The 19,694-nt window shown below is 68.0% G+C and carries 21 protein-coding genes and 1 pseudogene; 17 read left to right on the plus strand and 5 right to left on the minus strand.

All coding sequences use genetic code 11. The features are described from left to right. From phnD to ACTJI6_RS06890, 4 genes are all read left to right on the plus strand, one after another. Positions 1 to 903 carry a phosphonate ABC transporter substrate-binding protein gene (gene phnD / locus ACTJI6_RS06875; protein ID WP_126154355.1) on the plus strand — a complete coding sequence of 301 codons (903 nt, stop codon included), beginning with the start codon at positions 1 to 3 and terminating at the stop codon, positions 901 to 903. A 62-nt stretch (positions 904 to 965) separates the two neighbouring features. Next, positions 966 to 1,844 carry a phosphonate ABC transporter, permease protein PhnE gene (gene phnE, locus ACTJI6_RS06880; RefSeq protein WP_440799032.1) on the plus strand — a complete coding sequence of 293 codons (879 nt, stop codon included), beginning with the start codon at positions 966 to 968 and terminating at the stop codon, positions 1,842 to 1,844. After that, positions 1,841 to 3,172: a phosphonate ABC transporter, permease protein PhnE gene (phnE, locus tag ACTJI6_RS06885; protein ID WP_440799034.1), complete on the plus strand. Its 1,332-nt coding sequence runs from the start codon at positions 1,841 to 1,843 to the stop codon at positions 3,170 to 3,172. The genes phnE (ACTJI6_RS06880) and phnE (ACTJI6_RS06885) overlap by 4 nt, the downstream gene beginning before the upstream one ends. Continuing rightward, positions 3,172 to 3,789 (plus strand): chloramphenicol acetyltransferase, encoded by a 618-nt coding sequence (locus ACTJI6_RS06890; protein WP_440799036.1) that lies wholly within the window; start codon positions 3,172 to 3,174, stop codon positions 3,787 to 3,789. Before phnE (ACTJI6_RS06885) ends, ACTJI6_RS06890 begins: the two co-directional genes overlap by 1 nt. On the opposite strand, the gene phnF is transcribed toward ACTJI6_RS06890, so the two are convergent. After that, positions 3,786 to 4,496 (minus strand): phosphonate metabolism transcriptional regulator PhnF, encoded by a 711-nt coding sequence (phnF, locus tag ACTJI6_RS06895; protein ID WP_440799038.1) that lies wholly within the window; start codon positions 4,494 to 4,496, stop codon positions 3,786 to 3,788. The two genes, ACTJI6_RS06890 and phnF, sit on opposite strands and share 4 nt — an antisense overlap. A gap of 102 nt (positions 4,497 to 4,598) precedes the next feature. Between phnF and phnG the strand changes: the two genes are divergently transcribed. The 8 genes from phnG to phnN are packed head-to-tail and all read left to right on the plus strand — an operon-like array spanning position 4,599 to position 10,119. Beyond that, the gene (phnG, locus tag ACTJI6_RS06900) at positions 4,599 to 5,033 is read left to right on the plus strand and encodes a phosphonate C-P lyase system protein PhnG (RefSeq protein WP_440799040.1); all 435 of its coding nucleotides are present in this window, start codon (positions 4,599 to 4,601) and stop codon (positions 5,031 to 5,033) included. Further along, the gene (phnH, locus tag ACTJI6_RS06905; RefSeq protein ID WP_440799042.1) at positions 5,033 to 5,599 is read left to right on the plus strand and encodes a phosphonate C-P lyase system protein PhnH; all 567 of its coding nucleotides are present in this window, start codon (positions 5,033 to 5,035) and stop codon (positions 5,597 to 5,599) included. The genes phnG and phnH overlap by 1 nt, the downstream gene beginning before the upstream one ends. Continuing rightward, positions 5,599 to 6,690: a carbon-phosphorus lyase complex subunit PhnI gene (locus tag ACTJI6_RS06910; RefSeq protein ID WP_440799044.1), complete on the plus strand. Its 1,092-nt coding sequence runs from the start codon at positions 5,599 to 5,601 to the stop codon at positions 6,688 to 6,690. Before phnH ends, ACTJI6_RS06910 begins: the two co-directional genes overlap by 1 nt. Then, the gene (locus tag ACTJI6_RS06915; protein ID WP_440799045.1) at positions 6,687 to 7,274 is read left to right on the plus strand and encodes an HAD family hydrolase; all 588 of its coding nucleotides are present in this window, start codon (positions 6,687 to 6,689) and stop codon (positions 7,272 to 7,274) included. Before ACTJI6_RS06910 ends, ACTJI6_RS06915 begins: the two co-directional genes overlap by 4 nt. Next, positions 7,271 to 8,131: an alpha-D-ribose 1-methylphosphonate 5-phosphate C-P-lyase PhnJ gene (locus ACTJI6_RS06920; RefSeq protein WP_440799047.1), complete on the plus strand. Its 861-nt coding sequence runs from the start codon at positions 7,271 to 7,273 to the stop codon at positions 8,129 to 8,131. The genes ACTJI6_RS06915 and ACTJI6_RS06920 overlap by 4 nt, the downstream gene beginning before the upstream one ends. Next, positions 8,131 to 8,904: a phosphonate C-P lyase system protein PhnK gene (gene phnK, locus ACTJI6_RS06925; RefSeq protein WP_440799049.1), complete on the plus strand. Its 774-nt coding sequence runs from the start codon at positions 8,131 to 8,133 to the stop codon at positions 8,902 to 8,904. Before ACTJI6_RS06920 ends, phnK begins: the two co-directional genes overlap by 1 nt. 4 nt (positions 8,905 to 8,908) lie before the next feature. After that, a complete protein-coding gene (phnL, locus tag ACTJI6_RS06930; RefSeq protein WP_440799051.1) occupies positions 8,909 to 9,592 on the plus strand; it encodes a phosphonate C-P lyase system protein PhnL in 684 nt (227 codons plus the stop codon). Continuing rightward, positions 9,589 to 10,119, plus strand: coding sequence for a phosphonate metabolism protein/1,5-bisphosphokinase (PRPP-forming) PhnN (gene phnN, locus ACTJI6_RS06935; RefSeq protein ID WP_440799053.1), 531 nt, complete (start codon positions 9,589 to 9,591; stop codon positions 10,117 to 10,119). Before phnL ends, phnN begins: the two co-directional genes overlap by 4 nt. On the opposite strand, the gene ACTJI6_RS06940 is transcribed toward phnN, so the two are convergent. Further along, on the minus strand, positions 10,101 to 10,781 hold the full coding sequence (locus tag ACTJI6_RS06940) for a DUF1045 domain-containing protein (RefSeq protein ID WP_440799055.1): 681 nt from the start codon (positions 10,779 to 10,781) through the stop codon (positions 10,101 to 10,103). The genes phnN and ACTJI6_RS06940 overlap by 19 nt on opposite strands. Positions 10,782 to 10,873: 92 nt before the next feature. On the opposite strand from ACTJI6_RS06940, the gene ACTJI6_RS06945 reads away from it, so the two are divergent. Together ACTJI6_RS06945 and ACTJI6_RS06950 are read left to right on the plus strand one after the other, a co-directional pair. Then, on the plus strand, positions 10,874 to 12,016 hold the full coding sequence (locus ACTJI6_RS06945) for an alpha-D-ribose 1-methylphosphonate 5-triphosphate diphosphatase (RefSeq protein ID WP_440799057.1): 1,143 nt from the start codon (positions 10,874 to 10,876) through the stop codon (positions 12,014 to 12,016). Between the two features lie 80 nt (positions 12,017 to 12,096). Continuing rightward, on the plus strand, positions 12,097 to 13,572 hold the full coding sequence (locus ACTJI6_RS06950; RefSeq protein ID WP_440799059.1) for a pyruvate kinase: 1,476 nt from the start codon (positions 12,097 to 12,099) through the stop codon (positions 13,570 to 13,572). Between the two features lie 116 nt (positions 13,573 to 13,688). Here the strand turns inward: ACTJI6_RS06950 and cobO are convergent, their stop codons facing one another. From cobO to ACTJI6_RS06965, 3 genes and pseudogenes are all read right to left on the minus strand, one after another. Continuing rightward, positions 13,689 to 14,297 (minus strand): cob(I)yrinic acid a,c-diamide adenosyltransferase, encoded by a 609-nt coding sequence (gene cobO, locus ACTJI6_RS06955; RefSeq protein WP_440799061.1) that lies wholly within the window; start codon positions 14,295 to 14,297, stop codon positions 13,689 to 13,691. Between the two features lie 332 nt (positions 14,298 to 14,629). Continuing rightward, positions 14,630 to 14,905, minus strand: a pseudogene (locus ACTJI6_RS06960) (transposase); the annotation flags it as partial. 92 nt (positions 14,906 to 14,997) lie between these two features. After that, positions 14,998 to 15,699: a GntR family transcriptional regulator gene (locus ACTJI6_RS06965; RefSeq protein ID WP_440799063.1), complete on the minus strand. Its 702-nt coding sequence runs from the start codon at positions 15,697 to 15,699 to the stop codon at positions 14,998 to 15,000. 157 nt (positions 15,700 to 15,856) lie between these two features. Between ACTJI6_RS06965 and ACTJI6_RS06970 the strand changes: the two genes are divergently transcribed. The 3 genes from ACTJI6_RS06970 to ACTJI6_RS06980 are packed head-to-tail and all read left to right on the plus strand — an operon-like array spanning position 15,857 to position 19,694. Further along, positions 15,857 to 16,969: an ABC transporter substrate-binding protein gene (locus ACTJI6_RS06970; RefSeq protein ID WP_440799065.1), complete on the plus strand. Its 1,113-nt coding sequence runs from the start codon at positions 15,857 to 15,859 to the stop codon at positions 16,967 to 16,969. A 3-nt stretch (positions 16,970 to 16,972) separates the two neighbouring features. Further along, a complete protein-coding gene (locus ACTJI6_RS06975; protein ID WP_440799067.1) occupies positions 16,973 to 18,646 on the plus strand; it encodes an ABC transporter permease in 1,674 nt (557 codons plus the stop codon). Next, positions 18,639 to 19,694 (plus strand): ABC transporter ATP-binding protein, encoded by a 1,056-nt coding sequence (locus tag ACTJI6_RS06980; RefSeq protein WP_126154371.1) that lies wholly within the window; start codon positions 18,639 to 18,641, stop codon positions 19,692 to 19,694. Before ACTJI6_RS06975 ends, ACTJI6_RS06980 begins: the two co-directional genes overlap by 8 nt.

A 19,694-nucleotide genomic window follows, 5' to 3' on the forward strand; every position in this document is an offset into this window, starting at 1 on the left:
ATGAAAGCCCTTGTCCTGGCCCTTGCGGCCGCCACCGCCCTGACCCCGATCGCCGCCGCCGCGCAAGAGATCACCCAGTTCAACATCGGCATCCTGGGCGGCGAGAACGCGCAGGACCGCATGAACTCGAACGAATGCTACCGCGTCGCCATCGAAAGCGCCCTGGGCGTTCCGGTCAAGATCTTCACCCCCGCCGATTATGACGGCGTGATCCAGGGCCTGCTGGGCGGCACGCTGGACATGGCCTGGCTGGGCGCTTCGGGCTATGCCAAGATCTACCTGACCGACCCCGAGGCCGTGACCCCGGTTCTGACCAAGCAGAACATCGACGGCTCGACCGGCTATTACTCGATCGGCCTGGCCCGCAAGGACAGCGGCATCACCTCGATCGAGGATGCCAAGGGCAAGCGCTTCGCCTTCGCCGACCCGAACTCGACCTCGGGCTATCTGGTGCCGGGCGCCGAGCTGACCGAAGAATTCGGCCCGCTGGACCAGTATTTCAGCGAAGTCCGCTTCTCGGGCGGGCATGAGCAGACCATCGTCGGCGTCGCCAACGGCGATTTCGACGCGGGCGTGACCTGGACGGACGGCCTGGGCGACTGGGAAGACGGCTACAACTCGGGCGCGCTGCGCAAGGCCGTCGATGCCGGTCTGGTGGACATGAACGATATCGTGGAGATCTGGAAATCGAACCTGATCCCGGAAGGCCCGATGGTGGTGCGCAACGCCCTGCCGCAGGACGTGCGCGACAAGGTCACGCAGCTGACCGCCGACCTGCACGAGACCGACAAGCAATGCGCCTATGGCGTGGCCCATGGCGAGGCCAAGGACTTCGTTCCGGTCGAACACAGCGCCTATGACGGCGTGGTCGCCGCCCGCAAGCTGGAAGAATCGAACAGCTGATCCGCTGACATCCATCCGGCCGCGCCCCCATCGGGCGCGGCTTTCCGTTTGAAGGGGGCTTCATGGCCGATACGGCATTCGGACCGCATCCCGACCGCGGCGTCCGGCAGGTCGAGACCGCCTATCTGGATCTGGTCCGCCGCCGCCGCATGTATGGCGGCATCCTGCTGATCGTCTTCGTGGCGATGATGGCGGCGGGTTTCGACCTGGCGCAGTCGCGCAATGCGGGCCGCTTCATCGACGGTCTGCCGATGGTGCTGTCCTTCCCGTCCGAGGTGATCTCCGAGGCCTGGGACAAGCGCGGCAACATCCCCGCCATGCTGGCCGAGCATCTGCCCTCGCTGATCGAGACGGTGAACATCGCGGCCGTGTCCACCCTGCTGGGCGGGCTGGCCGCGATGGTGCTGGCGCTGCTGTCCACGCGCGGACTGGCCCGCTGGCCCCGGCTGACGCCCCTGTTCCGCCGCCTGATGGACGCGACCCGCGCCATCCCGGAAATCGTCATCGCCTTGATGCTGATCTATATCCTGGGCGGCGGGCCTGTCCCCGCCGTCGCCGCCATCGCCCTGCACACGGCGGGCGCCCTGGGCAAGCTGTTTTCCGAGGTGGCCGAGAACGCCGACCTGAAGCCGGTCGAGGGGCTGACCTCGGTCGGCGCCAGCTGGGGCCAGAAGATGTGGCTGGGGATCATCCCGCAGGTGGCGCCGAACTGGCTGTCCTACGGCCTGATGCGGTTCGAGATCAACGTCCGCGCCAGCGCCATCCTGGGCTTCGTGGGTTCCGGCGGGATCGGCTATGACCTGAAGATCGCGATGCAATGGGGCCAGGGCCGCTATGATCAGGTGGTGGCGATCTTCCTGTTGCTGTTCGTGACCATCGTCGCCATCGACCGCCTGTCCGACCACGCCCGCGCCCGCCTGGTGAAAGGCCGAAACGCATGACCGACGCCACCCTGATGCCCCCGGCCCGGCCCGCCGCGCCGATCCTGGCGGCCTTCGCCCGCCGCCGCCTGATCGCCTTTGCGGTGCCGCTGGCGATCCTGGCCTATCTGGTCTATGCCGCGATCTCGTTCGATCTGGCCGGGCTGGCGCAGCGGGCGCGGATGGACAATGCCGCGATCCTGTTTTCCGATTTCTGGCAGCACAAGACCCATGTCACCCGCGACAACCGCGACGGCGCCCTGACCGTCGCGGTCGAGGGCGAGGCCAAGGGTACCTATCCCCAGGGCCGCTTGCCCAATTACGTCACCGTCGCGGGCGACACGACCAGCATCGACCTGGGCGACGGCAATCTGGTGACCTATTTCCCCGGCGGCGCGCGCTATGCCGTGCCCGATTACGGCACCATCGAGATCCGGCAGACCTCGGGCGGCCTGGTCCTGACCGCGCCCGAGCCGCGCCCCGACTGGATCAACGCCTCGGACAGCCGGGTCAGCGTCACCACTCCGGCCGGGCGCTTCGCCTATACCCGGTCCAAGGTGGAAACCTTCCGCTATTCCCCCGGCTGGCCGCTGTTCTTCTTCACGCTGGACAGCCCGTTTGCCTATATGACCTGGCCGGAACTGGCCGCCTCGGCCCTGTGGGAGGAACGGGTCGACCCCGAGCGTCCCAATATCGCGGCGATGGCGCATGACTTCTGGACCAACGCGATGTGGCGGCATGGCGATGTCGCCTGGGCGATGTTCGAAACCGTGCTGATGGCCTTTCTGGGCACGATGGGGGCGGCCATCCTGTCGCTGCCGCTGGCCTTCGTGGCGGCATCGAACATGAACCCGGTCGGTCCGCTGCGGTTCGCGCTGCGCCGGATCTTCGACTTCATCCGGGGGGTGGACGCGCTGATCTGGACCATCGTGCTGGCCCGCGCCTTCGGCCCCGGCCCGATGACCGGATCGCTGGCGATCCTGCTGACCGACACCGGCAGCTTCGGCAAGCTGTTCTCGGAAGCCCTGGAGAATATCGACGAAAAGCAGGTCGAGGGCGTCCGCTCGACCGGGGCGAACCGCCTGCAACGCGCCCGCTTCGGCGTGATCCCGCAGGTGACGCCGGTGCTGCTGTCGCAGGTTTTGTATTTCCTGGAATCGAACACGCGCGGCGCCACCGTGATCGGCGCCATCGTCGGCGGCGGGATCGGGTTGTTGCTGACCCAGGCGATCCAGACCCAGAAGGATTGGGAGGACGTGGCCTATTACATGGTGCTGATCGTCCTGACCGTGATCGCGATGGACAGCCTGTCGGGCTGGCTGCGCCGCAAGCTGATCAAGGGCACCTGATGACAGGTCTTTCTGCGGATGCGCCGCTGGTCCATCCCGGCGCGGTGGTGGTGAATTCGACCTTCGGCGGCTGGTGCGAGGTCGGCGCGGGGGCGAATGTCCTGAACAGCGAATTCGGCGACTACGCCTATTGCGAGCGTCTGTGCGACATCGCCAATTCCAGCATCGGCAAGTTCGCCAATATCGCCGCGATGTGCCGGATCGGGCCGACCGACCACCCGATGACGACGGCAAGCCTGCACCATTTCCTGTATCGCTCCAGCCGCTATTGGGACGATGCGACCGATGATGCCGCCTTCTTTGCCGCCCGCGCGGCCCGGCGCACGGTGATCGGGCCGGACACCTGGCTGGGCCATGGCGTGATCGTCAAACCCGAGGTCACCATCGGCGCGGGTGCCATCGTCGCATCGGGGGCGGTGGTGACCAAGGATGTGGCGCCCTACATGATCGTCGCCGGGGTGCCTGCCGTGCCGCTGCGGGCGCGGTTCGCCCCCGATATCGCCGAACGGCTGCTGGCTCTGGCCTGGTGGGACTGGTCCCATGACCGGCTGCGCGCGGCGCTGAGCGATTTCCGCGCCCTGCCCGCCGAAGCGTTTCTTGAGAAATACGGCGGTTAGTCCGGGCTGACGGTCAGCGTCACCCGATCCCCCGCGAACCATGTGGTGCCGTATTCGACCGGCACGCCCTGCGCGTCCACATTGACCGCCACCGACCGCAGCACCGGCGCGCCCTGCGGCAGTTCCAGCGTCAGCGCCATCGTCGCCGGCGCGGTCTTGGCGGTCAGCCGGGTCTCGGCGCGGGTATAGTCGGCCAGCCCGCTCTGCGCCAATGCACGGGTCACGGAAGGCTCGGCCTTCAGATGCGCCAGCAGGCCGGGAAAACGCGTCGCGTCGAAGACCGATCGGAACACCGCGACCGGCTGGCCATCGACCAGCGACACGCCCTCGAAAACATGGACCGGGGCGCCGGGGGCCAGGCGCAGCGCCTCGGCCTCTTTCGCATCGGCCGCGCGGGTGTCCAGCAGCGTCACCCGGCGCGAGGCGGTGCGCCCCGAGGCCGCGACGTTCTGGTGAAATCGCACCCGCCGCCCCAGCGGATAGTCGGTCGGGGCCGAGGCGACGAAGACCCCCGCGCCGCGCCGCGTCCGCAGCACGCCCGTTTCGGCCAGCGAGGCGATGGCGTGGCGCACCGTGTGGCGGTTCACGCCGAAGCGGGCGGCAAGCTCGGTCTCGGTCGGCAGGCGGTCGCCGGAGCGGTAATGGCCCGCCGCGATCTCGGCCCGCAGGCTGTCGGCGATGGATTTCCAGATCGGCTGTCGTGTCATCGAAAATTCACATCTTCGTCCTTGAGCCAGAAAGCGGGTCGCGGTATCACTTGTCTAGTTGTATAGTAATCTAGACAAGCTGGCAAGATGTCGAGGCCCGGAATGTCCGAAACCACCCCCCTGCGCCGCGACTGGATGTCGCTTCTGGCCAAGGCCCCGCCCGCGCGGCTGGCGGAACTGGCCCCGGACCTGCCGCCGCACGACCTGCTGCGCGCGCCCGAGATCGGCGCGATCATGATGGAGGGCCGGATCGGCGGCACCGGCGGCCGCTTCAATCTGGGCGAGATGACGGTGACGCGCTGTTCGGTCCAGGTGGGCGGGGCAGTGGGCCATGCCTGCGTGCAGGGCCGCGACAAGGATCACGCCCGCCGCGCCGCCGTGCTGGACGCGCTGATGCAGGGCGAGGGCGCCGCGCGGATCCGCGACGCCATCCTGATGCCCCTGCAAGCCGAGGCCGCCGCCCGCGCCACCGCCCGCGCCGAAAAGGCCGCCGCCACGCGGGTCGAATTCTTCACCCTGATGCGCGGAGAGGATTGATGAACGCCCCGCTTCTGACCGGCGGTTTCGCCGATCCCGCCCGCGACAGCGCCCGTGCCTTCCGCGCCGTGCTGGAGGCGATGGCCCGCCCCGGCACCATCCAGACCGTCGCGGGCCATGCCGCCCCCGGCCTGTCGCCCGCCGCCTCGACCCTGCTGCTGGCGCTGACCGACCAGACCACGCCGCTGCATCTGGCCGGGCCGCTGGACACCGACGACCTGCGCGGCTGGATCGCCTTTCACACCGGCGCGCCGCTTGCCGCCGCCCCGGACGCCGCCTTCGCGCTTGGCCGCTGGGCCGATCTGCATCCCGTGACGCGGTTCCGCATCGGCGATCCGTCCTACCCCGATCGCTCGGCCACGCTGATCGTGGAATGCGACCGGCTGGCGAATGACGGCCCGCGCCTGACCGGCCCCGGTATCCGCGACAGCGCCCGCCTGTCGCTGCCGGAAACGGCGGCCTTCCGGGCCAACCGCGCGCTGTTCCCGCTGGGATTCGACACGATCCTGACCTGCGGCGACCGGCTGGCCGCGCTGCCCCGCACCACCATCGTGGAGGAGAACTGATGTATGTCGCCGTCAAGGGTGGCGAACGCGCCATCGACGCCGCCCACGCCTGGCGGGCCCAGGAACGCCGGGGCGATCCCGCCATTCCCGACCTGACCGTGCCCCAGATCCGCGAGCAGATGGCGCTGGCGGTGAACCGGGTGATGGCGGAAGGCTCGCTTTACGATCCCGACCTTGCCGCGCTGGCGATCAAGCAGGCGCGCGGCGATCTGATCGAGGCGGTGTTCCTGATCCGCGCCTATCGCACCACGCTGCCGCGCTTTGGATCGTCGCAGCCGATGGATACGGCGGCGATGGCGGTGGACCGGCGCGTCTCGGCCACCTTCAAGGATCTGCCGGGTGGGCAGGTGCTGGGGCCGACTTTCGATTATACCCACCGCCTGCTGGATTTCGCCCTGCTGGCCGAGGGCGAGGTGCCCGCCGCCCCCACCGCGCCCACCGATCCGGCGCCGGTCCCCCATGTCACCGGTCTTCTGGACCGCGACGGGCTGATCCAGCCCGAGCCGCCTTGCGACGCCGCCCCCACCGACCTGACCCGCACGCCGCTGGAACTGCCCGCCGACCGGGCGCTGCGCCTGCAAGCCCTGGCCCGCGCGGACGAAGGCTTTACCCTGTCGCTGGCCTATTCGACGCAGCGCGGCTATGGGCGCACCCATGCCTTCGTCGGCGAATTGCGCATCGGCCGCGTGCCGGTCAGTGTCGAACTGCCCGAGCTGGGCTTCGCGGTCGAGATCGGCGAGGTCGAATTGACCGAATGCGAGACCGTCAACCAGTTCACCGGATCGAAGACCCAGCCGCCGCAATTCACCCGTGGTTATGGGCTGGTCATGGGCCAGTCCGAACGCAAGGCCATCTCGATGAGCCTGGTGGACCGGGCGCTGCGCTGGCAGGAACTGGGCGAGGATTTCACCGGCGCCCCGGCGCAGGACCAGGAATTCGTGCTGTCCCATTGCGACAACGTGCAGGCGACAGGGTTCCTGGAACATATCAAGCTGCCCCATTACGTCGATTTCCAGTCCGAACTGGAACTGGTCCGCCGCCTGCGGGCCGAGGCGATGGCGGCGACCGTCATGCAGGAGGCTGCGGAATGAACATCGTCTTCGACATCGGCAATGTGCTGGTCCGCTGGGACGCGCGGGCCGCCTTTGCCGCCCTGGACGCGGCTGCGGCAGATGCCTTTCTGTCGCGCGTGGGTTTCGCGGCGCTGAACCTGCGCGGCGACAGCGGCGAAACCTTTGCCGACCTCGCGGCTGAAATCGCCGACCCGGCGGACCGCGACCTGTTCCTGTCCTACCTGCCGAACTATGCCGCGACCATCGCCGAACCGATCGAGGGCACCTGGGCGCTGATGGACCGGCTGCGCGACCGGGGCCACGCGATCCACGCCATCACCAACTGGTCGGCGGAAACCTGGCCGGTGGGCCTTGCCACCCATCCCCGGCTGGGCACGGCGTTTGCCACCACCATCGTCTCGGGGCACGAGCGTGTGCTGAAGCCCGACCCGGCCATCTTCGCGGCGCTGTGCGACCGCGCGGGCATCACGCCCGAAACCTGCGTCTTCATCGACGACAGCGAACGGAACGTGGCAGGCGCGCGGGATTTCGGCATGGACGCGATCCATTTCACCACGCCCGAGGCGCTGGAAACCGCCCTGACCGAAAGGGGCCTGCTGTGAGCGATTACAACTTCGCCTATCTGGACGAACAGACCAAGCGCATGATCCGCCGCGCGCTGCTGAAGGCCCTGGCGATCCCCGGATACCAGGTGCCCTTCGCCAGCCGCGAGATGCCGATGCCCTATGGCTGGGGCACCGGCGGCGTGCAGGTGACGGCGGCCTGCCTGACGCCCGACGACCGGCTGAAGGTCATCGACCAGGGCGCCGACGACACCACCAACGCGGTCTCGATCCGCCGCTTCTTCCAGCGGACGGCCGGGGTCGCGGTGACGGAATCGACGGCGGATGCCTCGATCATCCAGACCCGCCACCGGATCCCCGAACATCCGCTGACCGAGGGGCAGATCCTCGTCTATCAGGTGCCGATCCCGGAACCGCTGCGCTTTCTGGAACCGCGAGAGACCGAGACCCGCAAGATGCACGAGCTTGAGGAATACGGGCTGATGCATGTCAAGCTGTACGAGGACATCGCCCGGCATGGCGAGATCGCGACCAGCTATGACTATCCGGTCAAGGTCGAGGGGCGCTATGTCATGGACCCTTCGCCCATCCCGAAATTCGACAACCCCAAGCTGGCGGGCAATCCGGCGATCCAGCTGTTCGGCGCGGGCCGCGAAAGCCGCATCTATGCGGTGCCGCCCTATAGCGACGTGATCAGCCTGGATTTCGAGGATCACCCCTTCGTCGCCTCGAAGGCCGATCACGACTGCGACCTGTGTGGCGCGTCCTCCAGCTATCTGGACGAGGTGATCACCGACGACGCGGGCAGCCGGATGTTCGTCTGCTCGGACACGGATTTCTGCAACTGCCGGCAGGCCGCAGGCCATCGCGGGCGCCTGTCGCCGGAGGTGGCGTGATGGACGGATCGGCTGTGACCATGCCGCTGCTGGCGGTCCAGGGGCTGACGAAACGATACGGCCCGCGCATCGGCTGCGCCGATGTCGGCTTCGAGCTGTGGCCGGGCGAGGTGCTGGGCATCGTCGGCGAAAGCGGTTCGGGCAAATCGACGCTGCTGTCCTGCCTGGCCGGGATGCAGCGGCCCGACGAAGGGTCGATCCTGTGGGATGGCCGCGACGTGCTGGATTTTTCCGAGGCCGAACGCCGCCGCCTGCTGCGCGGCGACTGGGCCTATGTCCACCAGAACCCGTGCGACGGGCTGCGCATGGGCGTCAGCGCCGGGGGCAATGTGGGGGAACGGCTGATGGCCGTGGGTCAGCGCCACTATGGCGCGATCCGCGACACCGCGACCGACTGGCTGGGCCGGGTCGAGATCGCGGCGGAACGCATCGACGACCGCCCCTCGGCCTTTTCCGGGGGGATGCAGCAGCGCCTGCAGATCGCCCGCAACCTGGTCACCGGGCCGCGGCTGGTCTTCATGGACGAACCGACCGGGGGGCTGGATGTCAGCGTGCAGGCGCGGCTGCTGGATCTGCTGCGCGGGCTGGTGCGCGATCTGGGCCTGTCGGTGGTGATCGTCACCCATGACCTGGCCGTGGTGCGGCTGCTGGCCGACCGGCTGATGGTGATGAAATCGGGCCGCGTGGTCGAAACCGGCCTGACCGACCAGGTGCTGGACGATCCGCAGCACGCCTATACCCAGCTTCTCGTGTCATCCGTTTTGCAGGTGTAACGCCATGATCCGTATCGAAAACCTGTCCAAGACCTTCACCCTGCACAATCAGGGCGGCACCATCCTGCGGGTGATGGAGGGGGCGTCGCTGGCCGTCGCGCCCGGCGAATGCGTGGGCCTGACCGGGCAATCGGGGTCGGGCAAATCGACGCTGATGCGGATGATCCACGGCAATTACCTGGCGGCCTCGGGCCTGCTGGAGGTCGCCGGTCTGGACATCGTCACGGCCCAGCCGCGCCAGATCATCGCGCTGCGCCGCGACACGCTGGGCTATGTCAGCCAGTTCCTGCGCGTCGTCCCCCGAGTCCCGACCATCGAGGTCGTGGCCGAACCGCTGCTGCGCCTGGGCGTCGCGCCCAATGCCGCCCGCGCCCGCGCCGCCGACCTGCTGACGCGCCTGAACATCCCCGAACGGCTGTGGGGCCTGTCGCCCACCACCTTTTCCGGCGGCGAGCAGCAGCGGGTGAACATCGCGCGCGGCTTCGCCCATGCCTTCCCGGTGATGCTGCTGGACGAACCCACCGCCAGCCTGGATGCCGCCAACCGCGAGGTCGTGCTGGCCCTCATCGAGGAAGCCAAGGCGCGCGGCGCCGCGATCCTGGGCATCTTCCATGACGAGGGCGCGCGCGACCGCGTCTGCGACCGGCTGGTCGATGTGACGCGCTTCACGCCGGGGCTTGCGGCATGACGCGCGTGGTTGCCGTGGTCGGGCCTTCGGGCGCGGGCAAGGACACGCTGATGACGCTGGCCTGCGCCGCACGCCCCGACATCCGCGCCGCGCGCCGGGTCATCACCCGTCCGGCCGAGGCCGGGGGCGAGGATTTCGACGGCGTGACCGAGGCCGAATTCGCCCGCCGCCTGGCTGCGGGCGATTTCGCGCTGCATTGGCGGGCGCATGGTCTGGGCTATGGCATTCCCTCCGCCGAACTGACGGGCGCGGGCACGGTGCTGATGAACCTGTCGCGCGCCGTGCTGGCCCAGGCCTTGGCGCGCATTCCCGGCCTGACCGTGCTGCTGGTCACCGCCCCGCCCCAGGTGCTGGCCGCGCGGCTGGCGGGCCGGGCGCGCGAGACCGCCGCCGATCAGGCCCGGCGGCTGGACCGGGCCGGTTTCGCCCTGCCGGATGGCATCCCCTTCCGCACGGTCCTGAACGACGGGCTGCCCCAGCAGGGTCTGGCGCGGTTCCTGGACGCGCTTCAGCCGGTCAGGGCATAGCGATGGATCAGGCGGAACGGACCGTCGGCAGGCTCTCCGAACAGGCACAGATCCTCGATCGCGAAGGGGCGCGGCAGGACCGGGGCGAAATGCGCCACCAGCACCTGCTGCGCCCGCGCGGCCATGTCAGGGTCCAGCCGGTCGGTCAGGGTCAGATGGAAGCGGAACTCCTCCATCACGAAGGGATAGCCCCAGCGGTCCAGCAGCCCGCGCTGCCGTTCGGTCAGCCGTTCGGGACGGCGGCGGGCGATCTCGGCCTGGGTCAGCGGCGCACGCAGCGGATCGAGGACGCGCACCACCTCGGCCGCCAACCGCTGCAAGGCGGTGGCGTCGCCTTCGGGCACAAGCGCCAGGAAACCGTCCAGATTGGCGATCCCCAGCCCCGGCAGGGCCACGGGCTTCAGCGCCGCCGCCAGATCGGACAGCGCCGCGTCCAGATCGTCGGGGGTGGCACCCTCGGCCAGCCGGAAGGGCGGCTTGATCGTGCCGTGAAAGCCGTATCGGCGGGGCTCCTGCGTGATCTGCGCCGCGGGCAGGCCCAGGTCCGGCTGGTCAAGCGTCTGGCCCGTGGCGGGATCGCCGCCCAGCCAGCGATGCGCCAGATCGGCGAAGGCGCCGGGGCGCGGAGCGTAATAGATGGCAAAGCGTTTCATGACGGTCATGATGGCCGACTATCCCGGAACTGTCACACTGCTGTGACAGCACCGTGGCAAGCGGCGCGATCACGGGCCGACGACACAGACAGGACAGACAGATGACCGACACGATCCTTTCCAACGCCACCCTGGTCCTGCCGGACGAGGTGATCCGGGGCAGCCTGCGCCTGTCAGATGGCCGCATCGCCGAGATCTCTGCTGGTGGCACGGCGACGCCCGGCGCGGTGGATTGCGCGGGCGATCTGGTCATGCCCGGCCTGGTCGAGCTGCATACCGACAACCTGGAACGCCACCTGCAACCGCGCCCCAGGGTCGAATGGCCGCATCAGGCGGCGATCGTGGCGCATGACGCGGAACTGGCCTCGACCGGGATCACCACCGTCTTCGACGCGCTGCGGGTCGGGTCGGTCTTCACCAGCAGCAATGTGGGCTATGGCGAATATGCCCGCGCGCTGGCGACCGAAATCCTGGATCTGCGCGCGCAGGGGGCGCTGCGGATCAGCCATTTCCTGCATCTGCGGGCCGAGATCTGTTCGGAAACCCTGGTCGAGGAGATGGCCAAGTTCGGTCCCGAGGATCGCATCGGCATCGTCAGCCTGATGGACCACACCCCCGGCCAGCGGCAGTTCCGCGACGTGACGAAGCTGCGCGACTATGTGATGGGCAAGCGCGGCTTGTCGAAGGCCGAATTCGACGCCCATGTGGAAAGCCAGCAGGCGCTGAGCGAAAGGCTGGGCGCGCTGCACGAGGCGACGGCGGTGGCCGAGGCGCGCCGCTATGGCGCGGTGCTGGCCAGCCATGACGACACCACGGCCGATCAGGTGGCGGTCTCCGCCGCCCACGGCGTGCAGGTCGCCGAATTCCCGACCACGGCCGAGGCCGCGCGGGCCTGCCGCGACCGGGGCATTGCGGTGATGATGGGGGCGCCGAACCTGATCCGGGGCGGATCGCATTCCGGCAATGTCGCGGCGCATGACCTGGCCGAGACCGGGCATCTGGACATCCTGTCGTCGGATTATGTCCCGTCATCCCTGCTGACGGCGGCGCTGATGCTGGGCGATCTGTGGGGCGACGTTCCCCGCGGCGTGGCAGCGGTGACATCCGCGCCCGCCCAGGCCGTCGGGCTGTCCGACCGGGGATCGCTGCGCCCCGGCGCCCGGGCGGACGTGATCCGGGTGGCGCGGCTGGGCAAGGCTGGGGCGGTGCGCGGGGTCTGGGTGCAGGGCAACCGCGTCGCCTGACCGCGCGTCGCCCGCAGGCTATCCGCAGCGTTACCGGCCTGTCATCTTCCCGCCTCTCGAAAGCGGGAAAGGACACATCCGTGACCGGCACCGCAATCGCCGACACCCTGTCCCCGCTTGAGGCCTTGCGATCCCAGGTCGCGGCCGGGGCGGCCACGATCCTGGAAGGCTGGGCGCCGGTGATCCGGCGTCCCGAGTTTGCCGACAGCGCCGCGAATTTCGCCGCCTATCTGACGTTCCGCCGCCAGGACATCCGCCCGCTTCAGCGCCAGCTTGTGCGGCTGGGTCTGTCCTCGCTGGGGCGGGCCGAGGCGCGGGTGACGGCGGAACTGGACGCCGTGGCGGCCATGCTGCGCGCGGCCTTGGGCGGCGCGCCGTTCCAGCCGGTGCCCGCCGACCGCTTCTATGCGGGCGAGACGGCCATCGCCCGCCGGGCCGAGCAGATGTTCGGCCCGCTGTCGGTCCACAGCCCGGTGCGGCTGATGGTCACGCTGCCCTCGCAGGCCGCCGATGATCCCGGCTTTGCCCGCGATCTGGCGGGGCTGGGGGTCGAGGCGGTGCGCATCAACTGCGCCCATGACGACGAGGCCGCATGGACCCGCATGATCGGGAACGCGGCGGCGGCGGGGCAGCAGACGGGCCAGCGGATGAAGATCTTCATGGATCTGGCCGGGCCGAAGATCAGGACCGGGGCGCTGCGCCTCGGCAAGGGACGCAAGCGGGTCTTCAGGGGCGACGACATGGCCGTCGCGCTTCCCGGCCAACTGGATGCGGCGCCGGGGGGCTTGCCCGCCGCCGAATGCACCCTGCCCGAGGCGCTTGCGGCCGCGCAGCCGGGCCAGCGGGTGTTTCTGGACGACGGCAAGGTGGCCGCCGAGGTGATCCGGCGCGAAGACTGGGGCGCCGTCCTGCGTGTCACGAACGCCCCCGAGGGCAAGGGTTACAAGCTGAAGCCGGAAAAGGGCATGAACTTTCCCGATACCGATTTCGCCACCCCGGCCCTGACGCGCGAGGATCGCGAAACCCTGCGCTTCGTGGCCCGCCATGCCGACGCGGTGCAGTTTTCTTTCGTGCAGGATGCCCAGGACGTGTGCGAGCTTCAGGCCGCCCTGGCCCAGGAACGGCCCGACGACTGGCAGGAAATGGGCCTGGTCCTGAAGATCGAGACCGCCCGCGCGGTCAGGAACCTGCCCGAGATGCTGGTCCAGGCGGCAGGCAGCCAGCCCGCCGCCATCATGATCGCGCGCGGCGACCTGGCGGTCGAGATCGGCTTTGCCCGCATGGCCGAGATGCAGGAGGAAATCCTGTGGCTGGGCGAGGCCGCGCAGGTGCCGGTGATCTGGGCCACGCAGGTTCTGGAAAGCTATCTCAAATCCGGGTTGCCCTCGCGCGGTGAAATGACGGATGCCGCGATGGCCGCGCGGGCGGAATGCGTGATGCTGAACAAGGGGCCGTATCTGCTGAACGGCATCGCGGAACTGGACCGCCTGCTGGACCGGATGCGCGGGCATATCAACAAGAAGACACCGCAGCTTCGGCCTCTGCAAAGCTGGTAGGCGGATGCGGGATCGTCCTTACGCCCGGCGCCTTACAGCGCGCCGATGCGTTCGTGGATCTGTTCGGCGCGCCGCGGCATCGGCGGCCGAGGGGGGGGGCGGCGCCACGCGGCCGTTTAGAATTCGACGCCCTTCTGGGCCTTCACGCCGTCGCGGAACGGGTGCTTCAGCAGCGTCATTTCCGTGACCAGATCGGCGGCCTCGATCAGTTCGGCCTTGGCGTTGCGGCCGGTCAGGCACACATGGGTCATGGCGGGCTTCCGGGTCAGCAGGAAATCGACCACCTCGTCGATGTCCAGATAGTCGTAACGCAGCGCGATGTTGATCTCGTCCAGCAGCACGAAGCGGATCTGCGGGTCGAGGATCTGCCGTTTCGCGATCTCCCAGCCGTGGCGCGCGGCGGCGACGTCGCGGTCCCGGTCCTGGGTTTCCCAGGTGAAGCCCTCGCCCGAGACGAAGAACCGGCAGTCCTGGGCGAAATGCTGCTCCAGCAGGCTGCGTTCGCCGGTTTCCCAACTGCCCTTGATGAACTGGACCACCGCGCAGGGCATCCCATGGGCGATGCAGCGCATGATCATGCCGAAGCCGGACGACGACTTGCCCTTGCCCGCGCCGGTATGGACGATGACCAAGCCCCGCTCCTCGGTCTTGGTCCGCATCATCCTGTCGCGGGCGGCCTTGATCCGCTTCATCTTCTCGGCATGGCGAAGGGCGTCGTCGTCCATGGATCGGCTCCTCGGATTTGGCGGGCGGCTGGCGGCCGTCCTAGCAGAGGAACAGGGGATATGCGAGGCCCCGCCCGAGGCTTCCCAGGTTCCATCCCTAAAAATTTCTATTGTTGGGCAGTAGGTTAAGTGGTCCAGGCTTGTCATGAGCAAGCGAGACAAGCGATGCTTCTTGTTGAGCGCGCAACAAATGCGGCGACTTCGGCCCTTCTTTCCCAAGCTGCGGGGACGCTCGATCTGACGACTGAAAGGGCTGAGCGGGATCATGATGATGTCGCATGGGATGGTTGTCTCTGGCGGTGGGCCTTGCGCTTTGGTGCGGGCCGGGCTGATCAGTCGCGCTGCGCAGCATGCAGGCTGGCCATGACATCATCGCAGACCGGCGCGGGCGTTTCCTGCGTCAGGTAACATCCGCGTTGGGCGGTCCCTTCTTCGGTCTGCTCCATCGGGATCGCGCCGACCAGTCTCCGGATCGAGGCCTCGTTGGGGCAGATCCCGACGACGTCTGTGCGCCGCCTGATCTCGCCGTTCCGGCGCTCGATGGGATTTGCGCCGTGCAATTTTGCGCGGTGCTGGGCAGGAAAGGTCATGGAGGCCAGCACGTCCTTCCGGATCTGAAATTTATCGGGATGGAGCCTGGCAACGAACCGTCCGCAAGGCCATTCCAAGGCGGCGGGTGGAAACAGCGTTTCCGTTCCGGCTAGTCGGCGTTCAGCATCTTCAGCCGGGTCGCCAGGGCGCTGCGGATATGGTCGCGGGCGGCAAGTTCGGCGGCGTCGGGATCATGGGCGGCGATGGCGTCCAGGATGCGGCGGTGTTCGGCGGCGGCAGGCCCGGCGCGGCCGCTGACCGAAAAGGTCGTGGCCCCCAGCAGCGCCAGGAAATCCTGCAACTCTTCCAGCGGGCTGTGGAAGAAGCGGTTGCGGACGGACCCGGCGATGGCCTCGTGGAACTTCTTGTTCAGGCGCGCGCATTCGGCCACGTCGGCGGTGCCTTCGAACGCGGCCTGCAGATCGGTCAGCAGCGCGATTTCCGCGCCGGTGGCGTTTTCGGCGGCGAAGCGGGCGGCGGTGCCCTCCATGATCTCGCGCATCTGGTAAAGCTCGAACACCTCGGCCCGGTCCAGCCTGCGGATCATCAGCCCGCGCCCGCCCGACACCTCCAGCAGGCGGCGTTCCAGCATCCGGCGCAACGCGTCGCGCACCGGCGTGCGGCTGACCGAGAAATGCTCGGCGATTTCTTCTTCCCGCAGGCGGTCGCCGGGCTGGAAGATTCCCTGGCGCAGCGCCTGGCGTAGCACCGAAAAGACCGCATCGCCCAGGCCCGCGCCCCTGGTGCCCGTCACCGCATCGGGACGGATCGCGGCCAGCCGGGACGGGCCGTGGTCGGGACGGATGTTCATGCGCGCAGCCTCGTTCTTCATGTCCGGTCAGGATAGGGGGGCGAAAAGGGAAAGGCCACCGTCCAGAATTTTATTGCTTTTTATTGTATACAATAATATCCAATAAAAACGAGAGCCAGATTCCGATTCGACCCCGCTTTCGCCAGGGAGGAAGTCCATGAAGACGCTGAATGAAACGGCCGTGCGCCGTCTGCTTTTGCCTGCCCTTTTGCTGGCCGCGCCCGTCGCGGCCTGGGCCGAGATCCCGGCGGGCTATCCCGCCGATTACGCCGATATTCTGGCCGCTGCCGAGGCCGAAGGTTCGGTCGTGATCTATGCCAATACCGAACATGCCGCGGTCGAGCCGATCCTGGCCGATTTCCAGAAGGCGTTCCCGAAGATTCGCGCCGACTATATCGAGATCAAGGCCGCCGACCTGTTCAGCCGCGTCAGCAGCGAAGCCGCCGCCGGGGCGCTGAAGGCCGACATCGTCTGGTCCTCGGCGATGGATCTGCAATACCAGATGGTCGAGGACGGAATCGCCGCCGAATACGCCTCGCCCGAGAAGGGATCGATTCCCGACTGGGCGTCGGACAGCGACCGCATCTATGCCACCACCTACGAACCCGTGGTGATGGTCTATAACAGCAAGGTCATCCCCGAGAGCGAGATGCCCGACACCCGCGCGGGCCTGGCCGCCTGGCTGACCGAAAACCGCGACGCCATGGCGGGCAAGGTCGCAACCTATGACCCCGAGCGGTCGGGCCTGGGCTTCTTTGCCGTGAACGAGGATGCCAAGCACGGCGACGACCTGTGGCCGCTGGTCACGGCCTTCGGGGCGGTGGATGCCAAGTTCTACACCTCGACCGGGACGATGCTGGAAAAGATCAGCGCGGGCGAACATGCCATCGGCTATAACATCGTCGGTCCCTATGCCTATCTGCGGGCGGAACGCGACCCGAATGTCAAGGTCGTGGTGCCGCAGGATTATGCCGTGGTGCTGTCGCGGCTGGCGATCATCACCGAACAGGCGGACCATCCCCATGCCGCGCGGGTGTTCCTGGACTACCTGCTGTCCAAGCGCGGTCAGACGGTCGTCGGCAACGAGGCGCATCTGTTCGCCATCCGCCCCGATGTCGAGGGCAAGGCGACCATCGCCGGCCTGACCGCCGAGAACGGCGACCGGCTGAAACCCGTGGCCATCGGTCCCGAACTGCTGGATGCGATCCAGCCGATGGAACGGCTGGCCTTCTTCCGCAAATGGGCCGACGCGTTGAAGGCGGGGCGATAAGCCATGCGCAGCGATTTCTGGCGCAACAACGTCGTCCTGCTGACGGCGCTGTTCATCCTGGCCCCGGTCGGGCTGATCCTGTGGCAAAGCTTCCTGACCGACGCCTTCTTCAGCGCGCGGGCCAGGACCACCGCGGATACCTATGGCTTCGTGCTGGGCGATCCGGGGTTCCGCGACGCCCTGCTGAACACCGTCATCCTGTCGGCGGGCATGGTTTCGATCGCGGTTCCGCTGGGGTCGCTGCTGGCCTTCCTGATGGTCAGGACCGACATGCCTGGCCGCAAGTGGATCGAACCGGCGATCTTCCTGCCGCTGTTCATGTCGCCCATGGTCCTGGCCTTCGGCTATATCGTGTCGATCGGGCCGTCGGGATTCTGGTCGGTCTGGTGGCAGCAACTGTTCGGCGGCGCGCCGTTCTGGAACGTCTATTCCATGCCGATGCTGGTCCTTGTGGTCGCGCTGACCCATGTGCCGCATGTCTATATCTATGTCTCGACCGCGCTGCGCACCGTCCCCTCGGATCTGGAGGAGGCGGCCCGCGTCGCCGGAGGCTCTCCGCTGACGGTGGCGATGCGGGTCACGCTGCCGCTGGTCTGGCCGTCCATCGCGGTCAGCGCGGTGCTGGTGGCCTTTCTGGGGTTCGAACTGTTCGGCCTGCCTTATGTGCTGGGCGACCAGGACGGGCGGCTGGTGCTGGCGACCTATCTTTACAAGTTCAACACCCTGCTGGGGCGGCCCGCCTATCAGCTGATGGCGGTGGTGGTGATCTTCATCATGCTGGTGACGCTGCCGCTGGTGATGCTGCAACGGCGGATGCTGCGGTCGGCGCAGCGTTATTCCACCATCGGCGGCAAGGCCGCGCGCGCCCATCCCATTCCGCTGGGACCGTGGAAATGGGTGGCCCTGGCGGGGGTGCTGATCTGGCTTTACGCGGTCGTGCTGCTGCCCCTGTCGGGCGTCGCGCTGCGGTCCTTCGTCACCACCTGGGGTCCGCTGGTCGCGATCCGCGACGTGCTGACGCTGGACAACTATCACAAGCTGGCCGACCTGCCGCTGATCCGCCGGTCCATCGTCAACACGCTGATCCTGGCCTTCGCGGGCGGTTTCGCATCGCTCTGCGTCTATGCGGTGATCGGGCTGGCGTCGCATCGTTCGAAGGCGAAAAGCACCAAGGCGCTGGATTTCCTGGTGCTGCTGCCGCGCGCCATGCCGGGGATCGTCGCCGGTCTGGTGGTGTTCTGGATCTTCCTGTTCGTGCCGGTGCTGAAGCCCTGGGTCGCCTCGCTGGTGGCGATGTGGGTCGCCTATACGCTGGTCTGGCTGCCCTTCGGGTTGCGGCTTGTGTCCAATTCCTTCGGCCAGGTCGGGCGCGAGCTTGAGGAGGCCGCCCATGTCGCCGGGGCGGGTCAGGCCCGCGTCGCCCGCGACGTGATCCTGCCGCTGGCCCGGCACGGCCTGCTGGCCGCCTGGCTTCTGGCCTTCCTGCTGTATGCCCGCGAATATTCGACCGGCATCTTCCTGATGGGCCAGGGCAACGAGGTGATGGGCACCATGCTCGTCAGCCTGTGGAACGGCGGCAATATCGACGTGGCCTCGTCCCTGGCCGTGGTCAACACCCTTGTCATCGCGGGCGGCATCGCGCTGGCCCTGCGCTTCGGAGTGCGTCTCGATGCCTGAACTGATCGTTGAAAACATCCATCTGAAATACGGCGCCGTCGAGGTGCTGAAGGGCGCGTCCTTCGCCGTCGAAAAGGGCCGCATCGCCGCGCTTCTGGGGCCGTCGGGGTCTGGCAAGACCACGCTGCTGCGCACCGTCGCGGGGCTGGAACGCGCCTATCGCGGCAAGGTCTCGGTTTCCGGCAAGCAGGTCTTCGACGGCGAGTCGGGGCTGGATCTGCCCGCCGAAAAGCGCGGGCTGGGCTTCGTGTTCCAGTCCTATGCGCTGTGGCCGAACCGCACCGTATTCGACAACGTGGCCTATGGCCTGCGGCTGCGCAAGGCGCCCGAGGCCGAGGTCAAGCGCAAGGTCGGCACCGTCTGCGAGGTGCTGGGCCTGGGCCATCTTCAGGAACGCTTTCCCGCGCAACTGTCGGGCGGCCAGCAGCAGCGCGTCGCCATCGCCCGGTCGCTGGCCTATGACCCGGCGGTCCTGCTGCTGGACGAGCCGCTGTCGAACCTGGACGCCAAGCTGCGCGACGAGGCGCGCGCCTTCCTCAAGGAACTGATCACCCGAGAGGAGCGCGCGGCGGTCATCGTCACCCATGACCAGATCGAGGCGCTTGCCATCGCCGACACCATCGTGCTGCTGAACGGCGGCGTGATCGCGCAGGAAGGCAGCCCCGAGGATCTGTACAACCGTCCCCGGACGCTGTTCACCGCCGATTTCATCGGCAACAACGTGCGGCTGGCGGGCAAGGTGGTCGCGGCCAACGACGGCTTCGCCACGCTGGACTGCGACGGCATCCGCGTCACCGGCCGCATGGGCCAGCCCAAGACCGCCGGAGAGGCGGGGACCGCCATCTGCCGCATGGACCGGCTGGCCCTGGCGCAGCCGGGGGAACCCGACACGGTGGAAATGCACCGCGCCACCTCGATGTTCCTGGGCGAGAAATGGGAGCATGTCTATCGGCTGGGCGATCACAGCCTGCGCGTGCTGACCGAGGGGGCGGTGGCCAACGACACCTCTCCGATCCGCATTCCGCGCGAAAGCGTCTGGGTGTTCTGA

This window comes from Paracoccus sp. 22332 (assembly GCF_052045125.1).
Classification (GTDB): domain Bacteria; phylum Pseudomonadota; class Alphaproteobacteria; order Rhodobacterales; family Rhodobacteraceae; genus Paracoccus; species Paracoccus haematequi_A.